Source organism: Rhodocytophaga aerolata (genome assembly GCF_030503435.1).
Lineage (GTDB): Bacteria > Bacteroidota > Bacteroidia > Cytophagales > 172606-1 > Rhodocytophaga > Rhodocytophaga aerolata.
Genome location: NZ_JAUKPO010000004.1, coordinates 60,367 through 85,180 on the forward strand (window position 1 = coordinate 60,367; position 24,814 = coordinate 85,180).

Below are 24,814 nucleotides of genomic sequence, written 5' to 3' on the forward strand. Positions count from 1 at the left end.
GGGGTTGTTGTTTTATAAAAAATATAGGATCAATGCTCTTCTGCTTGTCACTTTTTTTCAGTAAAACCGTAAGGTAAGAAAACTTGAATCTTTTCTGCTGTAAAGCTGCTGGACTTGCATAAACTATAGCCTTTCACCCATATACCTATGAACCTGTACCACCCTGAATCTGACTTTAAAGAAACTACTGAAGAAAAGACAAAAAAAAATGGATTCCTGAATGAATTGCCCAGAGCAGTAAGTCGGCCTAATACGTACGTACTTCTGGATGGAGAATGGAATTTTTCACATGATCCGGAAGACAGAGGGCTACGCGATAGATGGTACCTGGGACATACGTACGATCATAAGGCTCAATGGCCCGGATCAGTAGAAAATCATTTAATAGAGGCCAAAGGTCTTCAGCCGAATACACAGACCTGGAACGACAAAGTAGTAGTATGGTATGAACGGGAATTCGTTCTGCCAAAACGGGAAGAACCCTTGTATTGCTGTTTGTTTCAGCTTACGTTTGGCGCCTGTGGGTACGAAACAACCGTCTGGCTAAACGGACATTTACTAAAAACTATTGAGGGTGAAGAAGTACACTACGGAGAATACACCTCTTTTAGCTATGAGCTGCAAGAAGATATGCTCAGTCCGGTAAACCGCCTGACCGTACGCATTGCAGACACCATGGATGCAGACATACCCCGTGGCAAGCAGGAATCGCATGTGTACAAACGGGGCGGTATCTGGTACCAGACCTATTCTGGAGCAGTACGAAGTGTATGGCTGGAAACAGTAGAGCGTAACCGGCTTCGTTCCCGTTTTGGAGTGGTGAGTATTGTAGAAGATCAACTTGTCCGGTTCCATCTGACTACCAGGATACATGACCCTGGCCACTATACCTTGCGCTTGTCTGTATATGAGCGGGGGCAGGAAACGGGTATGCCGGTTGCTACCTCCGATTATCAATTGCTCCTGGAGGCAGGGCAAAAAAATCAGCGGGTGGTGGTGGAAGTACCCGGAGCAAAATTATGGTCGCCCGAGGAACCCAACTTATACCGGCTGGAAGCAGGATTAATTGCCAGTGATGGCCACATATCGCAGATTGAAGCACATTTTGGCCTACGGAAAATTGAAGCCCGGGGCCGCTTTGTATACCTGAATAACAGCAAAATATACTTGGATGGTATATTGTATCAGCCTGGTACGGCAACGTATGAAGAAATGAAAAAGCATATGTATGCTATGAAGGAACTTGGCTGTAACCTGGTGCGTGTCCATATTGCCGGGGTTGATCCACGCATCTATAACCTGGCCGACGAGATAGGTATGCTGCTATGGGTGGAAGTTCCTAGTCCACATAGCTCCACAAAAATTAGCCGGCAGAACCACTGGGCTGAACTACAGCGGATGCTTGCCTTAATGGAGACTCATCCCTCCGTAATTATCTGGAGCCTCTACAACGAAGACTGGGGAATTCAAGATATTGCCACCAATCCAGATACCAGGCAATATATTATCGATACATACCATTATATGCATATTAACCATCCGCAATTTTTAGTGGTTGATAACGATGGCTGGCAACACATATCGCTGGAAGGAAAACTAAAATCTGATTTATTGACTGCACATATCTACACGCCAGACTTTGACCGCTGGCGTGAACTGCTAGGCCGTTTGGCAGAAGGGCACATGGAAGGCGTGGCCGTTTTACCCCTGGTTATTGGCGATCCTTTTTTCTACCGCAAACAAGTTCCTTTACTGGTAAGCGAATGGGGAGGTTTTGGCTTTGCCGATTATGGCGGACCAAGCGATTCTGAAGACCGGACTGAGAAAATCAGGCAATTTAAACGGGAGCTCAGAAAACATCCAATTGCCGGAGATATTTATACGCAGGCAACCAATATAGAAGATGAACGCAATGGTTTGCTAGATCCTCATTCCGGAGAACTTTCCGTTCCGCCCGGGCTACTGAACACCAGAAATGATTCTACTGACTGAAACAACCTACGACTAACTGGTATCCTGTGACATATAATTTTCAATCAGAAGCATTGGAAAAATTATTGCCTGCTGGTTTTAAAAAGCAGCGGAATACCTACTTTTTTATCCAGGAGCCCAATATCATGGTCTTATTCCGGAGTTTTGATACGCAGAAGCCAGATGAATTTTTTCTGGCTTTTACCCATACATTCTTTTCAACTGTGCAGAGTAAGAGTGGGAAATACTTGTTACCTTCATTGCTGGAACAATACCCCCTTTCTATCAATATTACCGAATTACGAGATCAATACAGGCAACATACCAGCGTACAAACGTTTACCTGCCCCTTGCATCATCTAACCCGGTCGTATCATCCGGCAACAGCTACTCAAGACAAACCTGGTTTATCGTTAGTAGCTTTTTTCAAGCGCCTTTTTACTAAAAACACAACCCCAGATTTTGTGAATCCCATAGAAGTTACTTTGCAGGAAGGTATGCGGTTGTTTAGGGAGTTTTCTCCTTCCCTCTCTTACGAAATCTTATCAAAAAACAGGTTGTTCAACCATGCCATACTAGAAACGCAACGACAGGAATGCCAGCAATATCTATCAAACGCTCGCTAGAAGTGTCAGTTTTTTGGCAATAAAAGAGTTAGTGTTTCTTGTGCTTTGGTTCATAAATCAAGCGCATAAAAAAACTTAACCGTTCCTGGTCTTTCGATATGGGCACACCGGGGACAATACCCACCAGTAAATTCTCTGCGATACTCAGCCGCATTTGCGGACGAATAACCAAGTTGAAGTCTCCCTGCGCAAAATGTTTATTTATTTCCATTCCAATAAAATTTCTGGTATCTGGAATCATATAATGAAAGTTGGTATGTAGCTCATACGACTTCTCCCAAAAGCTACCCGAGAAATGATAACGTAGTTGTGGCCCTGTATAAATCAATGAATGAAAGTTGGCTCCGATTCTTTTCGCCACTACCAGGAACGGATTTACCAGATATCCTGTAAACATATGGCGGGTAGTTAGTTTATCAAAACTTGCTACCTCCAACTCATTCAAGTAACCAATGGCAGCCGATAGCCTGGCCCGCTGATGAACTAAAAAAGTATATTGCACTGCTGTTTTCAATGATTCAATCCGGTTAGCCGGCCTAAATTCTGTGCGGCTGTTGGGTGTATAAAATGTCAGGGGTACTTCCACCTCCATACCTACCCTGTTTATTGGGGCAAATTCATACTCTACTAACACCTGATAAGAATCATAGGTGAGTTTATCCGTCATGCCCATGCCTATATTCCACTCCCGCTCGCCTTTTCTGGCCCCCAGGTCCCGGATCAAATCAATATACAAGGGTTCTGCATGCATAATTTTAAGAGGTACTTGGTGGGTATCTTTATCTGATTCCTCGAATGTTTGTGCATACATCGTAAGTGGATAACCAATCATATAACTGGCAAGCAAGCAAATTTTATAAAAAGACATATTATAATTATTAATATAATGTAATTTATTGAAAAGCAACATTATACCCTGTACCAGGTAAATAGTTGCTGTAACTGAGAAGGATTCAAAGATTTGTTGCTGCGTGAGTAATTTGGTTGTATTTACACATACACCTGCCTGATCTGCTGTGTACACTTATGGTAGTTCATGCAGTGAAGCCAGCTCAAAAGGAAATTCGATCCATCCTTCACTAATTGCAAGAAGGTACAAAATAGCAGGTAGTAGCAGGAAATTTACACGCAAAAGAGGTATTGGGGAGGCGGAGTAAGTGTTTCCAGAAATGGATTTACAAAAAACGAGGCAGAAGCTATTTTCTTTGCCTGTAAATTGCTGACAGGCATATTTCTGAAAATACTAGTTTTCAGGGTAACATATTCCATTTTCTTTAGCACATCATCTGTATCGTCTTGTGGGTCGGTGTTACAGTCTGAGGCATCCAGGTAATCTTCTAAAAGTATTTCAAGCAAAGAGTTGTCCGGGTCCTCCTGTGCTTGTAAAGCAACTGATTGCTTGTTTACCCACGTTGTTTCGATGGGTGCAAAAAACAGGGTGTTCAACATACAAAGCAAGCAGCCATAAACAGCCCATCTTGTGAACAGATTCACATTCCCGGGTTTGCTACGTTTAATAAAACTTGTTTTGATGTGGCTAAAAATCACTGGTTTTCTTATTAGTCGTATGTACTATACTTCAAAAAGCAGGTACGTGTTTCATTGATCAACGCACGAAATTACATTTATTGCCTGGAAAAGAAAACAGCAGAGCTCATTTAAGAACCCTGCTGTTTTTTACGTAAGTAAATTGACTTCTAGAATGCTTCTATTTGATAGTCGAGTAATCGGTTGGTTTCATATACACTGATTCTACTTTTTCTGTAAGAGAACCGTTTACTTCTGAGGCTTTTTTTACTTCTATCCATTTTGGATTTTCCCTAAATTCTTTAAACGACTTTTCGCCAGCTTCTTTGCTGTTATGCGCCAGAATGTAAATGAGTGTATTGGGCTCCCCTCCATCTTTGGGAATAACTTCCCAGTAGCCGATATTGGTCATGCCATGTTTTTCAAAAAGCTTGGTGGTGTGGTTGCGGAAACGGGCATGTAAATCTTTCAGTTTACCGGGAGCTGCCGTATAGGTACGCAATTCAAACGTCCGCCCATTTTTTCCTTTAGACGGCTTTATGTTCGGCGAATAATCCGTAGCATTCATAAAATAGGAATCTACTTTTGTTACAATCTTGCCATTCGCCTCGGAAGCTTTCTGAACTTTCTGCCAGTCGGGATCGGCTGAAAAATCTTTCCAGGCTTTCTCTCTGGCCTCTTTATCTTTGTAGGACAGCACATAAATAAGTTTATTCTCCGGATTGTCCAGAGGTTCCCAGTAGCCGATATTGGTCATGCCATGTTTTTCAAAAAGTTTGGTGGTATGGTTGCGGAAACGGGTATTCAAATCTTCCAGCTTTCCGGGGGCGGCATAATATACCCGCATCTCATAATACTTGTTATCGGCTGCAGGGGAAGGGTTAATAGAAGGTGCAATACTGGCAACAGAGCAAATACTTGCTACAATTACGCACAGCAGAAAAGTAATTTTCCAGGGTTTACGCATAGATTTAAAAAATAAGAATAAAAATAGTGTACAATTCCGTGAAAGATACTAATCATATTGCTAAACTGATAAGGCTATCCAAAAAATTATACAAAAAGATCGCAAATCTATGCTATTCTACTGATTACAAATTATTGATCTTTCTCATTGGTTTGAATCATTTATCTTTTTAAACTTACTGCCGGATTTCACTTAAAACTCTATGACACCAGAAGAACGTTTTGCCCAGCTTGGATTAGAATTACCGCCTGCTCCTACACCCCTTGGTGTATACAAACCTCTATTGATAGATGGTAAACATTGTTATGTATCGGGCCACGGTACAGTAAAACCCGATAAGAGTTTGATTATTGGCCGGATAGGCAAAGACTTAACTCCCGAAGAAGGAAAGCTGGCAGCCCGGCAAGTAGGGTTAGCCATTTTATCCACTTTGAAAACAAATCTTGGGTCACTTAACAAAGTGAAACGGGTAATTAAAGTGTTAGGCATGGTTAATTGTGTACCTGATTTTGAAAAGCATCCCTTTATCATAAATGGTTGCAGCGAATTATTTGCCGCCGTCTGGGGAGAAGAGAACGGTATTGGGGTGAGAAGTGCCGTGGGTATGGGGTCTCTGCCAGATAATATCCCAGTAGAAATTGAAGCATTATTTGAACTGGCCGATTGAGTTCCGGTTCTACAATTTACGCTACGAATAGCAAATTCATTATGGATCATTCTTGGTATAGGGTACAAAATATTGACACCGTGGATTCCCCTGCCCTGCTTGTTTTTCCTGACAGGATACGGGAAAACATCCGTCTACTGAAAACGATGAGTCAGGGAGTAGACTGGCTGAGGCCGCATGTTAAAACGCATAAAATAGCTGAGGTAAGCCAGATGCTGATAGCTGAAGGGGTGTATAAATTTAAATGTGCGACTATTGCTGAAGCAGAAATGTTAGCCATGGCAGGCGCAAAAGATGTGTTGCTTGCCTATCAGCCCGTTGGCCCGAAAATTAACCGGTTACTTGAACTAGTCAGCACCTACCCTACTACAACTTTTTCCTGTCTTATTGACTCTATTCCAGCTGCTGAAGCCATAGCAAAAATTTTCTCTGCGGCTGGCAAAACTATTTCTGTGTTCATTGACCTAAATGTAGGGATTAACCGCACAGGCATTTCTCCTGACCATGCAGCCTTAGAATTATACTTGTCTGCTGCACAAATGAGTGGAATTACGCCTGTGGGGTTGCATGCCTATGACGGGCATTTGAGAGATGCTGATTTTACTCTACGCAAACAAAAGGCAGATGAGGCTTTTAAACCTGTATTGGACTTAGCTGCACAACTAGCTGATAAAGGCTATGCCTATCCGATACTTGTTGCCGGAGGTTCCCCCACTTTTCCTATTCATGCTCAACGCAATGGAATTGAGTGCAGCCCTGGCACGTTCATTTTTTGGGACTGGGGCTATCATACCCAGCTTCCTGAACAACCCTTTCTATTTGCGGCTCTTCTTGTCACCAGGGTTATTTCAATTATTGATGCGAATACCCTTTGCCTGGATTTGGGGCACAAATCCGTAGCTGCAGAAAACCCTTTGCCCAGGGTAACGTTTCTAAATGTTACCGGCGCACAGCCACTTTCACAAAGTGAAGAACACATGGTAGTAAGCGTACAAGACAGCCGTTCTCACAAAGTTGGCGATGTGTGGTATGGGGTTCCTGTTCATATTTGCCCAACGTGTGCCTTATACGATTCTGTATACGTAGCAAACGATCATACCATTGTTGATAAATGGGCAGTAATTGCCCGGAACAGAGCCATCCATATCTAAGTAGTTCACCTTTTCGTTCGTAGTAAAGTATATGTTTATAGTAGATGCACACCTGGATTTAAGCATGAATGCCATGGAATGGAACCGGGATCTCCGGAAAACAGTACAGGAGATCCGGAACCGGGAACAAGGCCAAACCGACAAACCTGACCGGGGAAAAGGCACAGTTGCTTTTCCTGAACTTCGGAAAGGTAACATAGGCTTAGTAGTAGCCACGCAAATTGCTAGATATGTAGCCCCTGACAATTCACTCCCTGGTTGGCATTCTCCCGAACAGGCATGGGCCCAAACACAAGGGCAATTAGCTTGGTACAAAGCCATGGAAGAAGCCAGAGAACTTACGCCCGTTACCGACCTGGCATCCCTGGAAAAACATTTATCTGTCTGGCGCGATGAATTGCCTTTTTTGAACAAACCGATTGGTTATATCCTCAGCCTGGAAGGCGCAGACTCGCTTGTTACACTCAACCATCTGGAAAAGGCGTATGCTTATGGTTTACGGGCAGTAGGGCCTGGCCATTATGGCCCAGGTAGATATGCCCAGGGAACGAATGCCACTGGAGGTATTGGGCAAAGAGGCCGCGACCTGCTAAAAGAAATGGAAAGGCTGAATATCATCCTGGATGCTACACATTTAAGTGACGACAGTTTCTGGGAAGCTATGGATCATTTTCATGGCCATGTCTGGGCCAGTCATAATAATTGCAGGGCATTGGTAAACCATAACCGCCAGTTTGATGACCAACAGATTAAAGAACTTATTGGCAGAGGGGCAATTATAGGAGGTGTACTGGATACCTGGATGATGGTGCCTGGCTGGGTAAGAAAAGAATCCACTCCTGAAGGTATGAATTGTAATCTGGAGAAAATAATTGATCATCTGGATCATATATGCCAGCTAGCTGGAAATGCCTTGCACGTTGGCATAGGTTCTGATCTGGATGGCGCTTTTGGAAAAGAGCAAAGTCCTTATGACCTGGATACGATTGCCGATCTGCAAACACTTCCCGCTTTGCTTGGCAAACGGGGCTATACATCAACAGATATAGAAAACATTATGCATAATAACTGGCTTCGTTTTTTAAGAAAAGCATGGGCTGTCGCCTAATCTTTTGTACTTTACTTGATTGACTTTGATACTTATTCTGCCAGCTACAACTGTTTTTTAGTTAGCATTCTACTATTTTATACAACTATGGCTATACAAACCAACACCATTTATCAGATCATTGAAAAGGGAAAACCCGAACCAGACTGGAATGCCTTGCTTACCGAGATGCTTCAGGTATATGATTGCACAACCGGTACTATTCACCTAAGTACCCCTGAACAGGATATTTTGCATTTAAAAGCATACAAAGGAATACCTGAGTTTTTACTTCCTAAAATGTCTGTAATTCCTGTTGGCAAAGGAATGGCAGGTATTGCAGCCCAACGCAGAGAAGTAGTACAAATGTGTAACTTGCAAACAGATGAATCTGGTGTTGCGCGGCCTTCAGCCAAAGAAACCAAAGTAGAAGGATCAATGGCAGCACCTATGTTGTTGAACGACAAACTTTATGGCACACTCGGCGTAGCAAAACCAGTACCCTACGAATTTACCCAGGAAGAAATTGATACTTTAATGCAAATCGGACAACGCATAGCCCAACAATTTGAGAAAAATTAAGCTTACTACGGCGCATACACCTGAATGCGCCGTAGTAAATTCACCATTTGCTCATCCATCCGGCTACTTTTACGTAAACTTCATTAATCTTCAAAACAGTAGCAGTATTAAATAACCGGACTATGACTAAACAAGATGCTCTTTTTCATGCTTCCCGCACAGGTGACACAGCTCTACTTCAAGAGTTGCTCGCCGAAAATGCAGAGGTAAATATACAAGACAACCGGGGCTATACCCCTTTAATTGTGGCTTGCTACAATGGTCAATTGGAGGCAGCCCGCATGTTAATGGAAGCGCAGGCCGATATTAATGCACAGGACTATGGTGGCAATACTGCGCTGATGGGTGTTAGCTTCAAGGGGTATGCCGACATTGCGGAATTACTCATTGCAAACGGGGCCGACTTAAATATTCAACATGGCAATGGAGGAACAGCCTTGATGTTTGCCGCTATATTTGGCAGAAATGAATTAGTAAAAGTATTATTGAAGCATGGAGCCGATACCACTATCCGGGAGAGCCGTGGCCTTACAGCACTGGATCTAGCTATTCAGCAAGGTAACGAACCAGCTATTGCTATGATTCAAGCATCACATTCATAAAACAGCTAAATTCTCTTTTTGAAACTTAATAAGGTATGTCGCTTTCTGTATAGCACAAAACCTGGATATCTTACATAGATTTATCTCTGTTTTTATATGATTGTTTCAGATTCCCTAAGCTAACTTGAAAATTTTCACGCAGAATTATGAAATTGTGCTAACTTTGAGCTAATAACCCGTTAGATACACTGTAGGCAGTAAGTTACAAAATACCAATGTCATAAAATCTATATCAAATTATTACAACAACCAGAGATTCTGCCCTGCAATGTTAAGATATTTACATAACCTTCCTACATTTGTCTATCTGTAATAATTAATTCTGTATACTGGCGTAAAGCTTATTTTTTTTAGAAAACCCGATATAAATATTCTCACTTGGCTACTATAAACAATATGAAAAAAGAGGAAGGTAAAAAGTACGAACACAATGGCAAAACCATTAAGTTAATTCCTGCAAAAAGAGTAAAAAAAGTAAGTGCCAGTAATGATTCGGATGATGTGCAAGAAAAGGTAAGTACTGAACGGAAAAAGAAAACAGCTGAACCCGAAAAAGCATCAGCAAAATTTGCTGTAAATGATAAGGTTGTTTTAAAAAATATTCCCCCGGAATATGCAGGCTATGGGTTTGCAGAAAGCACGGTTGTTAAAGTTTTTAAGTCTACCAGTGAAAATGAATACCGGTACACGATAAAATCTTCTACAGGCCAGGAACTGGCATTATTAAAAGAAAACCAGTTAAAGGTTAGAAAAGTTAACTTCAAGAAGTAACTATTAGACAGCTTTTCCGGCAAAACAACAAGACACCAGATTTATACAATCTGGTGTCTTTTTTTCAATACAACGTTATTTCAATACCTGGCAATCTTGCTATACTGTAGACTGCCATCCGGGCTACGTATTTCTAACCGGTAAATTCCTGGAGAAATTGACTGTGTGCTTATGCTTACATAATTTTTCCGAAGTTGAGCATTTACTTGTTGCACCCGTTGGCCTTTTAAATCATACAAGGTAAATGTATACATGCCTTCTTGCGTATCCTCCATTTCAACAGTTAGTTTATCGTGCACAGGATTGGGATAAACCTGGTAAGGCTGTTTGCTTTCTGAATCAGAAAAGTCATACTTGGCAATGGCTTTACTGTCAATCTCAAATTCACAATCCTCCTTACAAACAAAGGCATCTGCATTTAGGCTACCGATTCCATTTACCTTCTGCTTGTTTTTTCGATAGGATAATACTCCGGCATATACAAATTCACCGTTTAACCCAAAATCACCATCCTGGTCGTTTGCTCCAAGTCCAAGTTGAAATCCGGTTGTTTTAGTAATTGGGGCATGGCTAAGTTTCAAGGTGCCTTCAATCGCTGCCCTGCCAATAAGCCGGCTCTGGCTTGAAAGTTCCCAATAAGTCCATTGCTGGTAGTTCTGGGCAGCCACCTTTTTGGCTTCGGGTGTAAGTGCACTATAGGTCCGGTTTTGTGCAGCCCAGGCAGCCCAGTTACTCGGCTTTACAAGCTTTAGGTACACTTCAAATTGAATAGATGGGTTTGCCTGACTAGCAATGCGGCCTCTAACAATCGCTGAGTCAGCATATACGGCGAGCAGGGCGTCTGATTTCCATTCAAAGTTCTGTAAAAATCCTTTAGCTTGTTTGGGGTGAGCAAAAATTATGGCTTTATCCTGCAAACGGATTGCCCAAGGACAACTCAAGCAACCTGGCCTGGGTCTCTTCCATTCTTTTAGTTTGAAGTATTTAACACTTGGCGGTATAAAGCCAGAGGCGCGTTCATAGGCACCCATGTCTATATTGCTTCCTTGTACACGTGCCTCCCCGGCAAAATCTTTCGTTATACCCACTATGCTATCTGCAGCTGAATTTCCAGCATTAATTACAGGTGATGTATTGCTTACCCGTAAACCATCATCTGAGTTACCAGCTATATCATCCCCACCATCAACGTCGGCTGCATTAATAAATTGAGGATCTCCACTAATATTATTTCCTCCATTAATACCTACCGTAGCATTATAGCCGCCTTCTATCAATGAATAAGCAATCGTTGGCCCAAAAAAGCCGCCCCCTGAAAATTTAACTTGAGGGCCAGAAGTCCCGGCTGTATTTCCATACAAAATAGAATTTTCAATCAGAGACGTATGTTCATGAGCGTTCAAATCGATCCGATCATAATATAAGGCTCCACCATTTTTACCGGCTGTGTTATTGCTAAATGTGCAGTTTGTAAAGTTAGTGCGTAAGAAAGGTGTAAATGGGAGGCCATTATTCATTTGACGGGCATAATTTGCTACGGCTCCTCCGTCTGTTTGCGCATGATTGCCGCTAAATACACAATTTTTATAAGAAACATTCATTTTTCCTTCATCATTTATATGCAAGCCGGCTCCACCCCAGGCTCCCGGATTATCACTAGTAATGTTGTTATAAAACCCACAACTCACAAATTTTATATTGGCCTCACCCAAGGCTTCTGTACCTGATTTAGTACTATACATGTACACAGCTCCCCCACCGCCGTTCTCGTAAGGCCCATTAGCATTACCAGTTGCTTTATTGTTACTAAACATAGTTCTGTAGAAACTAGCTTTTGAGTTAAACATATACACTGCCCCCCCAGAACCATTGTCAGATACATTTGTGATAATTGTCACAGCATTATTTATGAATGAAGAACTATCTATTCTAGCCGTATCTCCCAAGATAAATATAGCACCTCCGGTTTTTAAAGTCCGGTTACCTACAAACTGACAATTTATGATTTGTGGTTTATAGCTTCCCTTAGTAAAAGAACCTATATAGATAGCTCCTCCAGATCTATTTGATTTATTTTGAATGAATTTGCTATCCTTAAATATTGCTTCACTTTTGACACCAGCTGTTCCAGAAGTATACCAGGCCCCTCCCTCTCTTTCAGCATAATTGCCTTGAAAAACACAGTTAGCAATAGATGGGCTGCTTGAGTTTAAAGGAGCTGCCATCTTATTAAACCATCCTCCCCCTCTAATATGTAAAGATTCAACCGGCAAGCCAATGGCATATGCTTTACCTGCTGTGATTGTGAATCCATCAAGTACGGTGCTCTTATCCACATTCACTGTATAGATCACATGATAGGCATTATTGCCCATCAGTTGATCGGTGGTTTCGGCTATAAAATTGGCATCCGCATTTGCATCATTATTATCTATATCGCCGCTTAGGATGGTGGGATTCACTATCCAATTCCGTTTAGTCAGAGTTGCTTCTCCGCCGGCAAATCCACCATACACTTTTACTCCACTCTTGATTTGAAAAGTTGCTTCTCGCTCTTCTGATAAACCGTTTCCATCAATATCTACAGCTAGTGAAGGTTTGTAAACTCCTTTGGCTACCCAAATCTGATCGCCTGCTTCGGATGCAGCCAGTGCTGACTGTAAACTGGTGAAAGCATTTATCCAGCTTGTACCGGTATTTGCACCGGCAGCAGCGCCGTTTACATAAATAACGGCAGCTTTTGTTTTAATGGGACTTATTAAAAAAAATGCTCCTATTGCACAGAGGAGCCAGACATGTGAAAAAAGAGTCGATTTGTTGGACATAAATTAGAGATTAGGTATGAGAAAGAATGATTGGTTTGTTCGTTCAATATGCTAATTATTAGGTATCCGCTTATGCTTGAATAGTGAATTTTGCTACTCCCTTTCTTACTGCATATTCTGTAATCCTTTTCACTTAACTAATTTTTCCAACTAAACCCTTGTTGACTGTAAAGCATATAGATGGCTTAAACAAAGATTTTTACTTAAGAGAGAATATGGTCTTAATGAAAAAAAATGCAAAAAGTAAACCTCAAATTCTATATTTATTTAACATAGAATTTGAGGTTTACTAATTTATTCTTCTAAAAAGCGAAACTTATATGCTACTTTACAACCAATTGCTTGTTGTTTCAAATGTGCAGCTTGGCTAATTTTTTGCCAAAGTGTGCTTTTCTTGCGCTATAACTTATTTATAACAGGTGGTATGTACCCTTATACTATCTCTAACTAGCTGCTTTGTGATGGATTTTCGATACCTAGTAAAACGCGTCTTATCTCATTGGCATGATGCATGAGTTCTTTAGACCTCGTTTCATCGTTAGAATCAATAATGTCTTTAAAGGCTTGAAGGCGCCGGATGTATGCGCCTAATGCGGTAGAGATATTTTCTTTGTTCTGTGTAAAAATTGGGGCCCACATTTCCGGAGAACTTTTGGCGAGACGCACAGTAGAAGAAAAACCACTGCCTGCCATCTCAAAAATACTTTTTTCGTCTTTCTCTTTATCCAATACTGTAATTCCTAAGGCAAAAGAGCTGATATGACTTAAGTGAGATACATAGGCCAAATGCCGGTCGTGTTCAGCAGCATGCATAAAACTCAAGCGCATTTCAAACTGTTTGCTTAAGGAAACTACGGTTTCCAGAGCATGTTTGCTGCTTTTTTCTTTATCGCAAATAATCATAATCTTTTTTTTCAGCAAACCGGGGAAAGCTGCATCGGGTCCGGAATTCTCAGTACCAGCAATCGGGTGTGAAGCAACATATTGATTTCTTTTTGGATGACTATCGGCAACTTGGCAGATAAGTTCTTTTGTTGAACCCAGATCCATTACGATGGTATGATCACCAATCAGGTCGAGCACTTGCGGTAGTTGTTTTACAAGTATGTTTACTGAAGTTGCCAGCACCACCAGATCCGTGTTTTTCACGGCCTGTTCTAAGGGTAGCATTTCGTCGGCAATACCTAAGGCCAGTGCTCTCTCAGCATGAAGCGGGTTTATATCTACCCCAATAATTTTACTGGCTATTCCTTTTTCTTTGGCAAGTAAGGCCAGTGATCCACCCAGCAATCCAACCCCGACAACAGTTATCTTCATTATTTTAATCTAAGTTAATTAGTGATGTTGCTCATTTACATGAAGGATACGGCAACCAAATGATTGTCATTCAGGTAAGCTCGCATACCTTTTTTAAGATTTACAAGGATGGTATGTGTATGTTCTTTAACCGGTCAATAACTTGCTGTAGCCTTTCTTCGGTGGTACATAAAGAAAGCCTGATAAATCTATTTCCTTTTTCACCGAAAATGAACCCTGGGGTGATAAACACATAGTGTTCATTAAGCAGATAATCTACAAACTTTTCTACTGACTGTATCTGAGAGGGCACTTTAGCCCATACAAACATACCTTGCTGATCTGTGCGGTAGGTGCAATTCAATAAATTCAGGATCTGATAGACTAGTTGTTTTCTGTTCCGGTAAATAGCATTCCGTTCAGCATGCCACTGCGCTGAGTTTTGCAGGGCAGCAATGGCAGCCTCCTGAATCGGAAGAAACATGCCAGAATCTATATTGGTTTTAATTTTAATGATGGCATCCAGATACTCCCTGGCTCCACTAACCCATCCTATACGCCACCCAGCCATGTTGAAGGATTTACTCATGGAGTTCATTTCCAGACATACTTCTTTGCTTCCTTCTACCGACAATAAACTTAAGGGCTTTTCCTCGTTGAGTACCAGGCTATACGGATTGTCGTGGCAGATCAGTACTTTTTTAGACTTTCCGAAGGCAACCAGTTTTTCAAAAAGTTGTTGGTTGGCAGGCGCACCAGTCGGCATATGCGGATAATTTACCCACATAAGTTTCACCTTACGCCAGTCCCCTTTCTCGAGAAAATCCCAGTCTGGCTCATAATTGTTTGCTTCCACCAACGGATATGGAATTGCTTTTGCCCCAACCATATCACTGACTGATTTATAGGTTGGATAGCCAAGTTCTGGAATTAATACTTCATCGCCTTCATCCAGAAAAGCCAGAGATATATGTGTAATACCTTCTTTAGACCCTATCAGGGGTAGTACTTCCGTATCCGGATTTAAAGTAACTCCATACGTTTGGGAATACCAGGAAGAAATAGCTTTACGGAATGGCGCAATACCCTTGTAGGGTTGATACCCATGATTTCCTTTTTGAGAAGCAGAATGAATAAGTGCTTGTACCGTTTCATCAGAAGGAAAAAGATCAGGACTGCCAACTCCCAGGTTTATCACATCTTTACCGGATTCCTGTAATTTGCGTACTTCCTGAAGCTTCACAGAAAAATAATATTCCTGCACCTGTCCTAGCCTTTTGGCTGTTTGAATAATCATTCGTATGTAGTTTTATTTCTTAAATTAATCTGTTATAAATACCTTATAGTCCGCTTGATCCAAATTAGTTATTTATCAATTTTTGAATAAAAAAGCCGCATCCGGTAAGCATTCATGCCTGTTTCTCCCAATTTATCAACTAACTGATGATTGGCATAGGCTCCCACTACGGCCCCAATACCTGGTACTAATTGCAGTAGCTTTGCTAGATCTATGTAGTCACGGTATTCCTGCTGAAAGGTCCGCCAGTCAAAATCGTTTATGTGAGCAGGCAGTTGCTGCTTGTGCAATTCCCAGTTTACCAGATACTGGTAATTTTGTATACGCTGTTCGGGACTGGAAAATGCTACTTGAAAAATACATAAAATATACAATCGTTCCTGATAATCGGCCACATCATAGCCATATAAGCCGGCAATGTCAAAAAGTAATTTCATTTTAATGCTCAATAATACTGGTAAATCTGCCAGAGAAAGCAAGAAACCTCCGGCACCAATACCAAATCCACTGGCGGCCGCAACCTGTTTGTAGGTTTTAATCCGTTGCCTTACCATATCTTCTCTTTGCTCCAGGTTCCCTACAGCCAGGGGCACATCAGAGATAAATTCTGACCCGGTCAGTACAGCTTTAACCATATTTTTAATGGCAGCCGTAATAACTGCGTGCACTTTTTCCGGAATTAAATCATTGATTTTATACTGGATGTTTTTTGCCATGCGATTGGAAAAAGTTGGTTTCCTGGCCATTTTAATTTGCCAGTTCCTCAACTCCTGCCTTGCTTTTTCTTCATATGCCTCCATAATGCATCGCTACTCTAAAGTATGATCTTTTCCGGAGTGCAAATATAAAGTTTTGTTAAGCTTTACAAGTAATTATTTGGCAAAGTAATTTGGTTACGGTAATACGCAGCAATCCTGGAGAAATTTACTGGTTACCTATGCATTCAGCAGTTGACAGATTTTGTTTAATTTTCATCCTACATAGGTGGTGTTAAATTAAAAAACCGGTTAGAGATAAACTCTAACCGGTCTTTTAGGTATCCTTTATTTATTCGACTAGTTGTTAGGTTTTTTGCTTTTTCTTCTTGGCAGCCGGGAACAATATATTATTCAATATTAGGCGGTAACCTGCTGAGTTGGGATGCAACGACAAATCAGTTGGCTCTTCGCCTACAGTATGCTGATAATCTTCCGGGTCGTGGCCGCCATAAAAGGTCCAGGTTCCTTTAGCAAAGGTGCCATGGATATATTTAAGTTCATTGGCTGAACGTGTTTCTCCTAAGGTAAGTACATCTGGTTTAACCAGGCCTCTTTTAAATCCGGTAGTCTGGCCCAGAAATCCTTTTATTACTGTCTGATGATTTTGAGTGAGCATCGTTGGTATGGGGTCCCACTTGGCAGAAAACTGGAATAAGGTAAAATAATCATTGCTCTCACTTAACCCTCTTTCATAAGGCTGATTATCAATATTTGAATACTCCGGGTCATAGGGGTCCATACTAATGGTAAAATCTTTGAAGGCAAAGGTATTGCTATATGTCATCTTTTTGGGAGCCATTGGATCTGCCGGGTCGCCATCGTACATAGATTCGGCGATATCTACTCCATCGGCTGCTAAAGCAATATCATAGGTATCGGCTGCCGAACACATAGCAAACAAAAAGCCGCCTCCTGCACAAAAGTCTTTTATCTTTTTTACTACGGCTAACTTTAATTGAGATACTTTGGCATATCCGTATTTTTTGGCAGTAGTTTCAAACTCCCGTACCATTTCCTGATACCAGGGGTAATTCCGGTAATACCGGTAAAACTTTCCGTATTGCCCGGTAAAATCTTCGTGGTGCAAGTGTAACCAGTCGTATTGCGGAAGTTTACCATCCATTACTTCATTATCGAATACTACTTCATACGGAATCTCTGCATAGGTTAGCACCAGCGTTACGGCATCATCCCAGGGTTGTTTAGATTTAGGTGAATACACGGCAACCTTGGGAGGTTTATCTAATTTCATAATATCCATATTTACATCTGGCTGCGAAATTTCATCTACAATTTGAGCAGCCTGCGCATCAGACACCACCTGGTAACTGACTCCACGTACCACCAGCTCTTTTTCAAAATCTTGTCCATACTTGAACATAAAACTGCCCCCCTTGTAATTCAGCAACCAGCTCACCTCTACCTCGTGCTGTAAAATCCAATAAGCAATTCCATAAGCCTTTAAATGATTGGTTTGGGTCTCATCCATTGGCAACAGGATAGAGGAAGCTTTGGCTTGGTTACCCAGAAAAGCCAGTAGCAAGGCTACCATAATCACGCGTCGCATCATATTCAGTAAATTGTTTTATGGTTTTAAACCTATACGGCAAACGCCAGGTTTAGATTGGGAAATACATTCATTTTTACTACCTTACCTGTTCTTATATACAGCACTCCTGTTACGGAGAATACAAAGAATTAGAAGGTATTACCAGCAGCAACAGAGATTCTATGCTTCGGTTTTACCTCTGGCCTAGTACTCTCTAAAACTCTGGCTGATTCATTATATTGTGGGTAAATGAAAGAAACACGCCACCTCACTAAAAGTAGAAATTAGGCGCTGGGTTTACCATTCAATCTATATAATTTCCTTACAAATTATTTTTAATTCAATTTACATAAAAAATATGTAAACTCGTATGAAATCATACATGCAAATTGCTTACTTATGAATTTTGTTGAAAACCTAAAAGAGGGGCTCCGTTCCATCCAGTCGAATATTCTTCGTACGGTACTAACTGCCTTAATTATCGCCATTGGTATTACTTCTCTAGTTGGCATTCTTACAGCTATCGAAAGTATCCGGGCATCGGTAGAAAGTAATTTCTCTCAGCTGGGGGCTAATTCCTTTGATATTGAGGGAACAAAGCCCTGGCGGCGGAGAAATGAAGGGAGCAATGAAAAAATATATCCTCCCATCCGCTATAAAGAAGCGAGAGACTTTTCGAAATTATTTGCCTATTCTTCTGAAATAAATATGGAAGTAGGGGTTACCGGAAATGCAGAAGCTAAATTTCAATCACAGAAAACCAATCCGAACGTGCGGGTAGTAGGCGGCACTGAAAACTACCTGACAATCAATGGCTATGAACTGGAAAGTGGCCGGGGCTTTTCCAATATTGAAGTAGAAAATGCAGCGAATGTGGCTATTATCGGGCAGGAAATTAAATCCACTCTTTACGAAAAAACTGATCCTATAAACAAGTATGTAAATGTTCTGGGAAATAAATATAAAGTAATTGGTGTATTGAATAAAATAGGTTCTATCATGGGTGGCGGTGGTGCCGACCGTATGATCTTAATTCCAGTCAGTACGGCTAGCCGGATACCTACCAATGCAGAACTCAGCTACGATTTAAAAGTGGGCGTTACCAATCCAGAAGATTTTGACATGGCTATGGGTGAAGCTACAGTGCTAATGCGTTCTATCCGCCATGATCAGCTGGGTAGACCAGATTCATTTGAAATTACAAAAAGTGAGTCGCTAGCCTCCAGGCTGGATGATATTACCGGATACCTTAAAATAGGAGGTTTTGTAATTGGCTTTATCACGCTTTTGGGAGCTGCTATTGGCCTGATGAACATTATGATGGTTTCTGTAACCGAACGGACCAGGGAAATAGGCATTCGAAAAGCCCTTGGCGCAACTCCGCAACGCATCCGGCAACAATTTCTCATAGAAGCCATCGTTATTTGCCAGTTAGGCGGAGTGGTGGGAGTTATACTGGGCATTGCCATAGGTAATGGAATTTCTATGCTGATCAGTTCTGGCGGATTCATTATACCCTGGCTCTGGATTATGGTAGGTTTAATTATTTGTGTAGCCGTTGGATTGATTTCCGGTTACTATCCTGCTTATAAAGCATCCAAATTAGATCCCATCGAATCTCTGCGCTTTGAATAACGTAATATTAGGTACATACCGCAGTAAGTAGGTTACAAATTTTCGGTATTTACTATAAATATTACCAACTTTGTATGGCACTATCTTTGACTTTTTTCAGATGATCCATACATTTATTATAACAAGTGTTGTTATATGAAGTTAAAACAGCTTTTTATTGTAGCTCTTACTCTTTTGCATTTTTCAGTTTTTGCAGGTGAAATTGTGATTTCAGGAGTGTACCAGGGTAAAAATATTTACGTGCAGAATCCTTTTTCTTCCGATAAAAAGAACTTTTGTACAGATGAGGTATTTGTGAATGATGTAAAGAAAATGGAAAACATCAAGAGCAGTGCTTTTGAAATAGACCTGTCTTATCTTTCAATGAATGATCCCGTTACGATAAAGATTGTTTACAAAGACGAGTGCATGCCAAAAGTATTAAATTCCTATGTATTGCGTCCGAGCAGCACTTTCCAGTTTGTTGCCTTTAATGTTGCTGATTCTGAAGTAAACTGGTCAACTTCTGGTGAAAAAAAAGAATTTGTCTACTACCTCGAACAATTTGTTAATAATAACTGGCTGGTGGTAAAATCAGTAAATGCCAAAGGCGAAAATGGAGGGGGCGTATATAACCTTGCTATCAATCACCGGTTTAAAACCAACAAATACAGAGTAAAAGCACAAAATCAGGACAATCATCAGATTTATTATAGTAAAGCTATTGATTTCAGCTTAGGCCAGGAACCTATCACCTTTTATCCCAAGAGTGTAATCAATAAAATCACTTTGTCACGCGAAGCACAGTATAAAGTTTTAAGTGCAAAAGGAGAAGTTATAAAAGAGGGTAAAGGAACAGAAATACCATTAGCCGAACTTAAAACCGGCGTATATTACCTGGATATCAATCAAAAGACTGAGAAGTTCTTCAAGAAATAAAAAAAGAAACCCGCCGAAGCGGGTTTCTTCGTTTTAATGGGTTACTACTTCAGGCGCTGCTTCTTCTACTTCCATCAGCCCTTGGCTTGTTAGTTGAGTTAATTTCACTTCTTTTAACTCATTAATCAATAAAGGATCATATTTGGCAGCTACGCGTATATAATTTTGGGTAAACCCATGCATATTTCCGTCTTCTATATCCTCTTCAAATAATACCGTTTGCACACTACCTATTTGCTGTTCATAAAAGTACCGGCGCTTTTTATCCGATAAACTATGCAGCATTTTGGAGCGTCTGCTGCGCTCTTGCATTGGGACTACGCCCTCCATCTTTAACGCAGCTGTATTGTCCCGTTCAGAGTACGTAAAAACATGCAGATAGGAAATATCCAGTTCATTGAGAAACCGATATGTATCTAGAAAGTCTTCCTCCGTTTCTCCGGGAAAACCTACAATTACATCAACGCCAATACAACAATGGGGCATCATTTTTTTTATGGAAGCCACCCGCTCAGCATATAATTCCCGCATATACCGCCTGCGCATTAACTTCAACACCTTGTTACTTCCAGATTGTAAGGGGATATGAAAATGCGGAACAAACTTAGCTGAACTTGCCACAAATTCAATTATCTCTTGTGTCAGCAAGTTTGGTTCTATGGAGGAAATCCGGAATCGGTTAATCCCCTCTACTTTATCCAATGCTTTTACCAAGTCTATGAAACGTTCTTTGCGGACACCCTCCTGCAACCCGAAATCGCCGATATTTACACCGGTTAGTACAACTTCCTTAACATTTGTCCGGGCAATTTCCTCCGCTGACTTTACAATGTTGGCAATCAGGTCGCTCCGGCTTTCGCCACGGGCAAGTGGAATAGTACAAAAGGCACAGGAATAATTGCAGCCATCTTGTACTTTTAAAAAGGTACGGGTCCGGTCATTGAGCGAATAGGCGTTGTTAAAATGGATAGCCTGATTAATTGGAGTAGCTAACACTTGAGGAGCCGGTTTTTTCTCAAAGGTATCCAGCAAATCAAGTAAACGGAACTTCTCGGCTGCTCCCAAAACTGCATCTACTCCGGGTATTTCGGCAATCTCTTTGGGCTTCAACTGAGCATAGCATCCAATAATGGTAATAAATGCATCTGGTGATATTTTAAGTGCTTCTTTAACAATTTTCCTGCACTTTTTATCGGCATTTTCAGTCACAGAGCAAGTGTTGATAATAAAAATATCTGGTTTCTCTGTAAACTCCACTTTTTGATATCCTTTCTGTTCAAACATGCGGGATATAGTAGAGGTTTCTGAAAAATTTAGTTTACAACCTAATGTATAAAAAGCAACTTTTTTCATGCAAAATCAAAATTTATCTTGTTGCAAAACTGCCATTACGATACTATCAATGAAAGTTTTTTTGAATAAACATAGTCCACTCATTAGTGTAGTTCTCTGGTTTAAAGACCAAAAGTAGGCATTTTGCCTTAGTTTAAGAAGGCACGCTTTACCCAGCCAATCAATCTGTATGAACAATTAATTTGCCTGTGGTATTGCCAGTTAAGAAAAGTGTTAAAGCTTGCGGAAGTTCCTTAAAGCTAAATTCATGGCCAATATAAGGAGCCGGTAATTGCAGGGCCTCTATCTCTCTCATAAGCTGATGCATTAACTCTGTTTTATCATATATCCATATCAGATTAAAACCCATCACTGATTTATTTTCTCTGGTCATGGTTAATGGATCTACTTTTGGCCGCATCAGGTATTGCCAGATTAATTTAGGATAAAACGGCTTATCAGATTTAGGAGAAAACCCAGCAGAGCCATAAGTAACCAAACGTCCTTGCGGAGCCAGTAACTGGTAACTCCAGGTAAAGTACTTTCCGCCTGCAGCCTCCAGTACCAGATTTAATTCTCTCCCTTGTAAGGCTTGCCTTACATCATTGCGAAAATTCTCGGTTCTGACAACTGCCCCTTGATAGCCTTCTTTTTTCAATAACTTGTATTTAGCCTCATTTCCAACTACGCCAACCGTATAGGCTCCCAGGCGCTGGGCTATGCGATTTGCCTGAATGCCTACTCCCCCAGCCGCGCTTTGAATGAGCACCGTTTGTCCTTTTAGGAGATTTCCTAACGGCACCAACGCATAATAGGCAGTAAGTACCTGAACAAGAAATGCTGCACCTTCTGCGTAGCTCCATTGTTGAGGCAAGGCAAACACATACCTGGCATCTATGTGTAAATGAGTAGTATAGGCACCAAATCTGGTAACACCCATTACTTTGTCACCTACCTTCCATTGAGTAACCCCTTCCCCTACTGCTAAAATATCACCGGCGTATTCCAGACCTGGAATAAAAGGCTCCTCTGGCGTAGCACTGTATAAGCCCATCACAGCAAAAATATCGGCATAATTAAGCCCAATTGTTTTTACAGCCACGGTGACCTCTCCTGGCTTGGGTTCAGCCAGTGTACTATCTGTTAGGTGCAGATTGTTCAGCGAACCAGTCTTTTGCACCACATATGCTTTTCTTTCTACCATAGCTTACTTGTTAGTTGACAGCCGTTAAACCAAACAAATTGTACGTTGGAAAACACATCTGGCTTATATTCGTTCCAACACTTTTTTAACCAGCGTATCAATGGTTTTATCCGCATCTTTGGAAAACTGGTTGGTAATCCGGTTGGCTACAATAGCATTAAGGGAAAGCACCTGATGGTCTAGTAGTCGGCCTAATGCATAATAGCCAGCTGTTTCCATCTCAAAATTGGTGATCCAGAAATCGTGCGGATGGAAATAGGCCAGTTCATTAATCAAGGTAGGCAATCTCATACCTAGTCTCAGCCGGCGCCCTTGTGGAGCATAAAAACCGGGGCAGGTAACGGTGTTCCCCCCAATCATATCGTGCGCGAGCCGTTCTCTTAAGGCTTCCGAACCACTCACACAATAGGGTTGAAACGGCAGATTTAACTTTTCTTGCAATTGCCTGGTAATATCATTTTCCAGATCCGATTGTGGCAGTTGATAAAAACACATGAGTGTATCAAGACCAATGGCAGCCTGAGAAGCCAATAAACTATCGACTGGAATGTCGGCGTGCAAGCTGCCTGAGGTACCGATGCGTATGATATTCAGCCGGGTGTGTTTTTCTTTGATCTGCCTCTTTTTTAAATCGATATTCGCCAAGGCATCTAATTCAGTCAGTAGAATTTCCACATTATCGGTACCCATACCAGAAGAAATAACAGTTAGCCGCTTTTTATTGTACGTACCAGTGTGGGTAATAAATTCCCGCTTATTCATCTCAAAATCAATCGTATCAAAATACTGACTGATCTTATGGACACGGCCCGGATCGCCAACAGTAATAATTGTATCTGCTATATGCTCCGGCAACAGGTTCAGATGATAGATACTGCCATCTTTATTGAGGATGAGCTCTGATTCTGGAATGGAATAAATATCTTTAGAAGTACCGGAAAATAATTTCATGAAATTGGATTGAACGTATAAATCGGATAAAGCCTTGTGGATAAATAAATACAGGCAACCTGTAAGAATCAAGACTTCTTAAGCTCATCCTACAGCTTGCCTGAATGTAAGCAGATGTAATTATACCTTGCGGATTAATCCTTTATACGGATTATAACCATTCATTTGTTTCTGATAATACCCGGTGCCATCATAGGGACGCTTTTCCGGATGTTCTTTACAGGCAGGTGTGCAGGCACCCTCCATTTCCCATCCACATTTTTCGCATATGGGCACATGGTTATTGCATATAGGATTAGCACAGTTTACCATGCGGTCGCACTCGGTATCGCAGATAAAGCAACGCGAAACGGTTACCGGGTTTACTTTATTTATGTCAACTACAATCCGGTTATCAAATACATAGCATTTGCCTTCAAAATCTTCGCCACCCGCTTCTAACCCATATTTTATGATGCCTCCATGCAGTTGATATACATTCTCAAACCCTTGCTCGAGCAGATAGGCACTAGCTTTTTCGCACTTTATTCCTCCAGTACAATAGGTAATGATCTTTTTATCTTTCAGATGTTCCAGTTCCTGAATTTTTTCTGGAAAATCCCGGAAGTTTTCAATATCTAGTGTTAAGGCATTTTTAAACTTCCCTACGTTATGCTCATAGTTCGAACGTACATCCAGCAACACCACGTCTTGCTGATTTTTCAGCTTTTTAAATTCCTCTGGTTCTAGATGAACGCCTGTTTTCTTGATAGGATTTATATGCTGCAGGCCAGAATGGACAATCTCTGGTTTTACGCGTACATGCAGTTTTTGAAACGCATGTTTTTCGTAGGCTTCTATTTTAAAGTCGGTATTAGAAAATCTAGGATCAGCTTTCAGGTCGTGCATATATTTTTCACAATCCTCCTTCAAGCCAGATACAGTGCCGTTCAATCCTTCCTGAGCTACAATGATACGTCCTAGAATACCATTTTCCAGGCAATAGCGGTGGTGTTCCTCCCGGAACTGCTCCGGGTCTTGAATGTGTGTATAACAGTAATACAGTAAAATACGGTAATTTTTCATAGGGATAAACGAATGCTTAGCTTCAAACTAAGT

At 41.2% G+C, this 24,814-nt stretch carries 22 protein-coding genes; 10 read left to right on the forward strand and 12 right to left on the reverse strand.

The genetic code is table 11. The features are described from left to right. Positions 1-147: 147 nt before the first annotated feature. Both Q0590_RS09045 and Q0590_RS09050 read left to right on the forward strand, forming a co-directional pair. Positions 148-1,992, forward strand: coding sequence for a glycoside hydrolase family 2 protein (locus Q0590_RS09045; RefSeq protein ID WP_302037198.1), 1,845 nt, complete (start codon positions 148-150; stop codon positions 1,990-1,992). Between the two features lie 26 nt (positions 1,993-2,018). After that, positions 2,019-2,597 (forward strand): hypothetical protein, encoded by a 579-nt coding sequence (locus tag Q0590_RS09050; RefSeq protein WP_302037199.1) that lies wholly within the window; start codon positions 2,019-2,021, stop codon positions 2,595-2,597. Between the two features lie 28 nt (positions 2,598-2,625). Here the strand turns inward: Q0590_RS09050 and Q0590_RS09055 are convergent, their stop codons facing one another. The 3 genes from Q0590_RS09055 to Q0590_RS09065 form a co-directional block, all read right to left on the reverse strand. Further along, the gene (locus Q0590_RS09055; protein ID WP_302037200.1) at positions 2,626-3,465 is read right to left on the reverse strand and encodes an HAEPLYID family protein; all 840 of its coding nucleotides are present in this window, start codon (positions 3,463-3,465) and stop codon (positions 2,626-2,628) included. A gap of 254 nt (positions 3,466-3,719) precedes the next feature. Next, positions 3,720-4,091: a hypothetical protein gene (locus Q0590_RS09060; RefSeq protein ID WP_302037201.1), complete on the reverse strand. Its 372-nt coding sequence runs from the start codon at positions 4,089-4,091 to the stop codon at positions 3,720-3,722. Positions 4,092-4,305: 214 nt separating this feature from the next. Then, positions 4,306-5,091, reverse strand: coding sequence for an NIPSNAP family protein (locus tag Q0590_RS09065; RefSeq protein WP_302037202.1), 786 nt, complete (start codon positions 5,089-5,091; stop codon positions 4,306-4,308). Between the two features lie 202 nt (positions 5,092-5,293). On the opposite strand from Q0590_RS09065, the gene Q0590_RS09070 reads away from it, so the two are divergent. The 6 genes from Q0590_RS09070 (at position 5,294) to Q0590_RS09095 (ending at position 9,951) form a co-directional block, all read left to right on the forward strand. Continuing rightward, positions 5,294-5,758, forward strand: coding sequence for a RidA family protein (locus Q0590_RS09070; protein ID WP_302037203.1), 465 nt, complete (start codon positions 5,294-5,296; stop codon positions 5,756-5,758). A gap of 41 nt (positions 5,759-5,799) precedes the next feature. Beyond that, the gene (locus tag Q0590_RS09075) at positions 5,800-6,909 is read left to right on the forward strand and encodes a D-TA family PLP-dependent enzyme (protein WP_302037204.1); all 1,110 of its coding nucleotides are present in this window, start codon (positions 5,800-5,802) and stop codon (positions 6,907-6,909) included. Between the two features lie 31 nt (positions 6,910-6,940). Further along, complete coding sequence (locus tag Q0590_RS09080) at positions 6,941-8,017, forward strand: dipeptidase (protein ID WP_302037205.1); 1,077 nt, start codon at positions 6,941-6,943, stop codon at positions 8,015-8,017. A gap of 87 nt (positions 8,018-8,104) precedes the next feature. Further along, a complete protein-coding gene (locus tag Q0590_RS09085) occupies positions 8,105-8,578 on the forward strand; it encodes a GAF domain-containing protein (RefSeq protein ID WP_302037206.1) in 474 nt (157 codons plus the stop codon). Between the two features lie 122 nt (positions 8,579-8,700). Continuing rightward, on the forward strand, positions 8,701-9,180 hold the full coding sequence (locus Q0590_RS09090; protein ID WP_302037207.1) for an ankyrin repeat domain-containing protein: 480 nt from the start codon (positions 8,701-8,703) through the stop codon (positions 9,178-9,180). Positions 9,181-9,576: 396 nt separating this feature from the next. Then, complete coding sequence (locus tag Q0590_RS09095) at positions 9,577-9,951, forward strand: hypothetical protein (protein ID WP_302037208.1); 375 nt, start codon at positions 9,577-9,579, stop codon at positions 9,949-9,951. Positions 9,952-10,031: 80 nt separating this feature from the next. On the opposite strand, the gene Q0590_RS09100 is transcribed toward Q0590_RS09095, so the two are convergent. The 5 genes from Q0590_RS09100 to Q0590_RS09120 form a co-directional block, all read right to left on the reverse strand. Continuing rightward, positions 10,032-12,776 carry a T9SS type A sorting domain-containing protein gene (locus Q0590_RS09100; RefSeq protein WP_302037209.1) on the reverse strand — a complete coding sequence of 915 codons (2,745 nt, stop codon included), beginning with the start codon at positions 12,774-12,776 and terminating at the stop codon, positions 10,032-10,034. A gap of 447 nt (positions 12,777-13,223) precedes the next feature. Then, a complete protein-coding gene (locus Q0590_RS09105) occupies positions 13,224-14,093 on the reverse strand; it encodes a prephenate dehydrogenase (protein ID WP_302037210.1) in 870 nt (289 codons plus the stop codon). 100 nt (positions 14,094-14,193) lie between these two features. Then, complete coding sequence (locus tag Q0590_RS09110; RefSeq protein WP_302037211.1) at positions 14,194-15,369, reverse strand: pyridoxal phosphate-dependent aminotransferase; 1,176 nt, start codon at positions 15,367-15,369, stop codon at positions 14,194-14,196. A 68-nt stretch (positions 15,370-15,437) separates the two neighbouring features. Next, entirely contained in the window at positions 15,438-16,169 is a 732-nt protein-coding gene (locus Q0590_RS09115; RefSeq protein ID WP_302037212.1) for an EcsC family protein, read from the reverse strand. Positions 16,170-16,431: 262 nt separating this feature from the next. Next, positions 16,432-17,697 carry an asparagine synthetase B gene (locus tag Q0590_RS09120; RefSeq protein WP_302037213.1) on the reverse strand — a complete coding sequence of 422 codons (1,266 nt, stop codon included), beginning with the start codon at positions 17,695-17,697 and terminating at the stop codon, positions 16,432-16,434. A gap of 378 nt (positions 17,698-18,075) precedes the next feature. On the opposite strand from Q0590_RS09120, the gene Q0590_RS09125 reads away from it, so the two are divergent. Further along, the gene (locus Q0590_RS09125; protein WP_302037214.1) at positions 18,076-19,311 is read left to right on the forward strand and encodes an ABC transporter permease; all 1,236 of its coding nucleotides are present in this window, start codon (positions 18,076-18,078) and stop codon (positions 19,309-19,311) included. A gap of 135 nt (positions 19,312-19,446) precedes the next feature. Then, positions 19,447-20,229 (forward strand): T9SS type A sorting domain-containing protein, encoded by a 783-nt coding sequence (locus tag Q0590_RS09130; protein ID WP_302037215.1) that lies wholly within the window; start codon positions 19,447-19,449, stop codon positions 20,227-20,229. Positions 20,230-20,262: 33 nt separating this feature from the next. Here the strand turns inward: Q0590_RS09130 and mtaB are convergent, their stop codons facing one another. From mtaB to trhO, 4 genes are all read right to left on the reverse strand, one after another. Further along, complete coding sequence (mtaB, locus tag Q0590_RS09135) at positions 20,263-21,582, reverse strand: tRNA (N(6)-L-threonylcarbamoyladenosine(37)-C(2))-methylthiotransferase MtaB (protein WP_302037216.1); 1,320 nt, start codon at positions 21,580-21,582, stop codon at positions 20,263-20,265. A gap of 160 nt (positions 21,583-21,742) precedes the next feature. Beyond that, entirely contained in the window at positions 21,743-22,765 is a 1,023-nt protein-coding gene (locus Q0590_RS09140) for an alcohol dehydrogenase catalytic domain-containing protein (protein WP_302037217.1), read from the reverse strand. Positions 22,766-22,828: 63 nt separating this feature from the next. After that, positions 22,829-23,716, reverse strand: coding sequence for a nucleoside phosphorylase (locus Q0590_RS09145; RefSeq protein WP_302037218.1), 888 nt, complete (start codon positions 23,714-23,716; stop codon positions 22,829-22,831). A gap of 120 nt (positions 23,717-23,836) precedes the next feature. After that, on the reverse strand, positions 23,837-24,781 hold the full coding sequence (trhO, locus tag Q0590_RS09150) for an oxygen-dependent tRNA uridine(34) hydroxylase TrhO (protein WP_302037219.1): 945 nt from the start codon (positions 24,779-24,781) through the stop codon (positions 23,837-23,839). Positions 24,782-24,814: the final 33 nt, after the last annotated feature.

What these genes read in the sequence shown, in the direction of transcription:
- Q0590_RS09045 (WP_302037198.1), top strand. Translation starts at nt 148, where the DNA reads ATGAACCTGTACCACCCTGAATCTGACTTTAAAGAAACTACTGAAGAA.
- Q0590_RS09055 (WP_302037200.1), bottom strand. Translation starts at nt 3,465, where the DNA reads ATGTCTTTTTATAAAATTTGCTTGCTTGCCAGTTATATGATTGGTTAT.
- Q0590_RS09065 (WP_302037202.1), bottom strand. Translation starts at nt 5,091, where the DNA reads ATGCGTAAACCCTGGAAAATTACTTTTCTGCTGTGCGTAATTGTAGCA.
- Q0590_RS09070 (WP_302037203.1), top strand. Translation starts at nt 5,294, where the DNA reads ATGACACCAGAAGAACGTTTTGCCCAGCTTGGATTAGAATTACCGCCT.
- Q0590_RS09075 (WP_302037204.1), top strand. Translation starts at nt 5,800, where the DNA reads ATGGATCATTCTTGGTATAGGGTACAAAATATTGACACCGTGGATTCC.
- Q0590_RS09080 (WP_302037205.1), top strand. Translation starts at nt 6,941, where the DNA reads ATGTTTATAGTAGATGCACACCTGGATTTAAGCATGAATGCCATGGAA.
- Q0590_RS09085 (WP_302037206.1), top strand. Translation starts at nt 8,105, where the DNA reads ATGGCTATACAAACCAACACCATTTATCAGATCATTGAAAAGGGAAAA.
- Q0590_RS09090 (WP_302037207.1), top strand. Translation starts at nt 8,701, where the DNA reads ATGACTAAACAAGATGCTCTTTTTCATGCTTCCCGCACAGGTGACACA.
- Q0590_RS09095 (WP_302037208.1), top strand. Translation starts at nt 9,577, where the DNA reads ATGAAAAAAGAGGAAGGTAAAAAGTACGAACACAATGGCAAAACCATT.
- Q0590_RS09100 (WP_302037209.1), bottom strand. Translation starts at nt 12,776, where the DNA reads ATGTCCAACAAATCGACTCTTTTTTCACATGTCTGGCTCCTCTGTGCA.
- Q0590_RS09105 (WP_302037210.1), bottom strand. Translation starts at nt 14,093, where the DNA reads ATGAAGATAACTGTTGTCGGGGTTGGATTGCTGGGTGGATCACTGGCC.
- Q0590_RS09110 (WP_302037211.1), bottom strand. Translation starts at nt 15,369, where the DNA reads ATGATTATTCAAACAGCCAAAAGGCTAGGACAGGTGCAGGAATATTAT.
- Q0590_RS09115 (WP_302037212.1), bottom strand. Translation starts at nt 16,169, where the DNA reads ATGGAGGCATATGAAGAAAAAGCAAGGCAGGAGTTGAGGAACTGGCAA.
- Q0590_RS09120 (WP_302037213.1), bottom strand. Translation starts at nt 17,697, where the DNA reads ATGATGCGACGCGTGATTATGGTAGCCTTGCTACTGGCTTTTCTGGGT.
- Q0590_RS09125 (WP_302037214.1), top strand. Translation starts at nt 18,076, where the DNA reads ATGAATTTTGTTGAAAACCTAAAAGAGGGGCTCCGTTCCATCCAGTCG.
- Q0590_RS09130 (WP_302037215.1), top strand. Translation starts at nt 19,447, where the DNA reads ATGAAGTTAAAACAGCTTTTTATTGTAGCTCTTACTCTTTTGCATTTT.
- mtaB (WP_302037216.1), bottom strand. Translation starts at nt 21,582, where the DNA reads ATGAAAAAAGTTGCTTTTTATACATTAGGTTGTAAACTAAATTTTTCA.
- Q0590_RS09140 (WP_302037217.1), bottom strand. Translation starts at nt 22,765, where the DNA reads ATGGTAGAAAGAAAAGCATATGTGGTGCAAAAGACTGGTTCGCTGAAC.
- Q0590_RS09145 (WP_302037218.1), bottom strand. Translation starts at nt 23,716, where the DNA reads ATGAAATTATTTTCCGGTACTTCTAAAGATATTTATTCCATTCCAGAA.
- trhO (WP_302037219.1), bottom strand. Translation starts at nt 24,781, where the DNA reads ATGAAAAATTACCGTATTTTACTGTATTACTGTTATACACACATTCAA.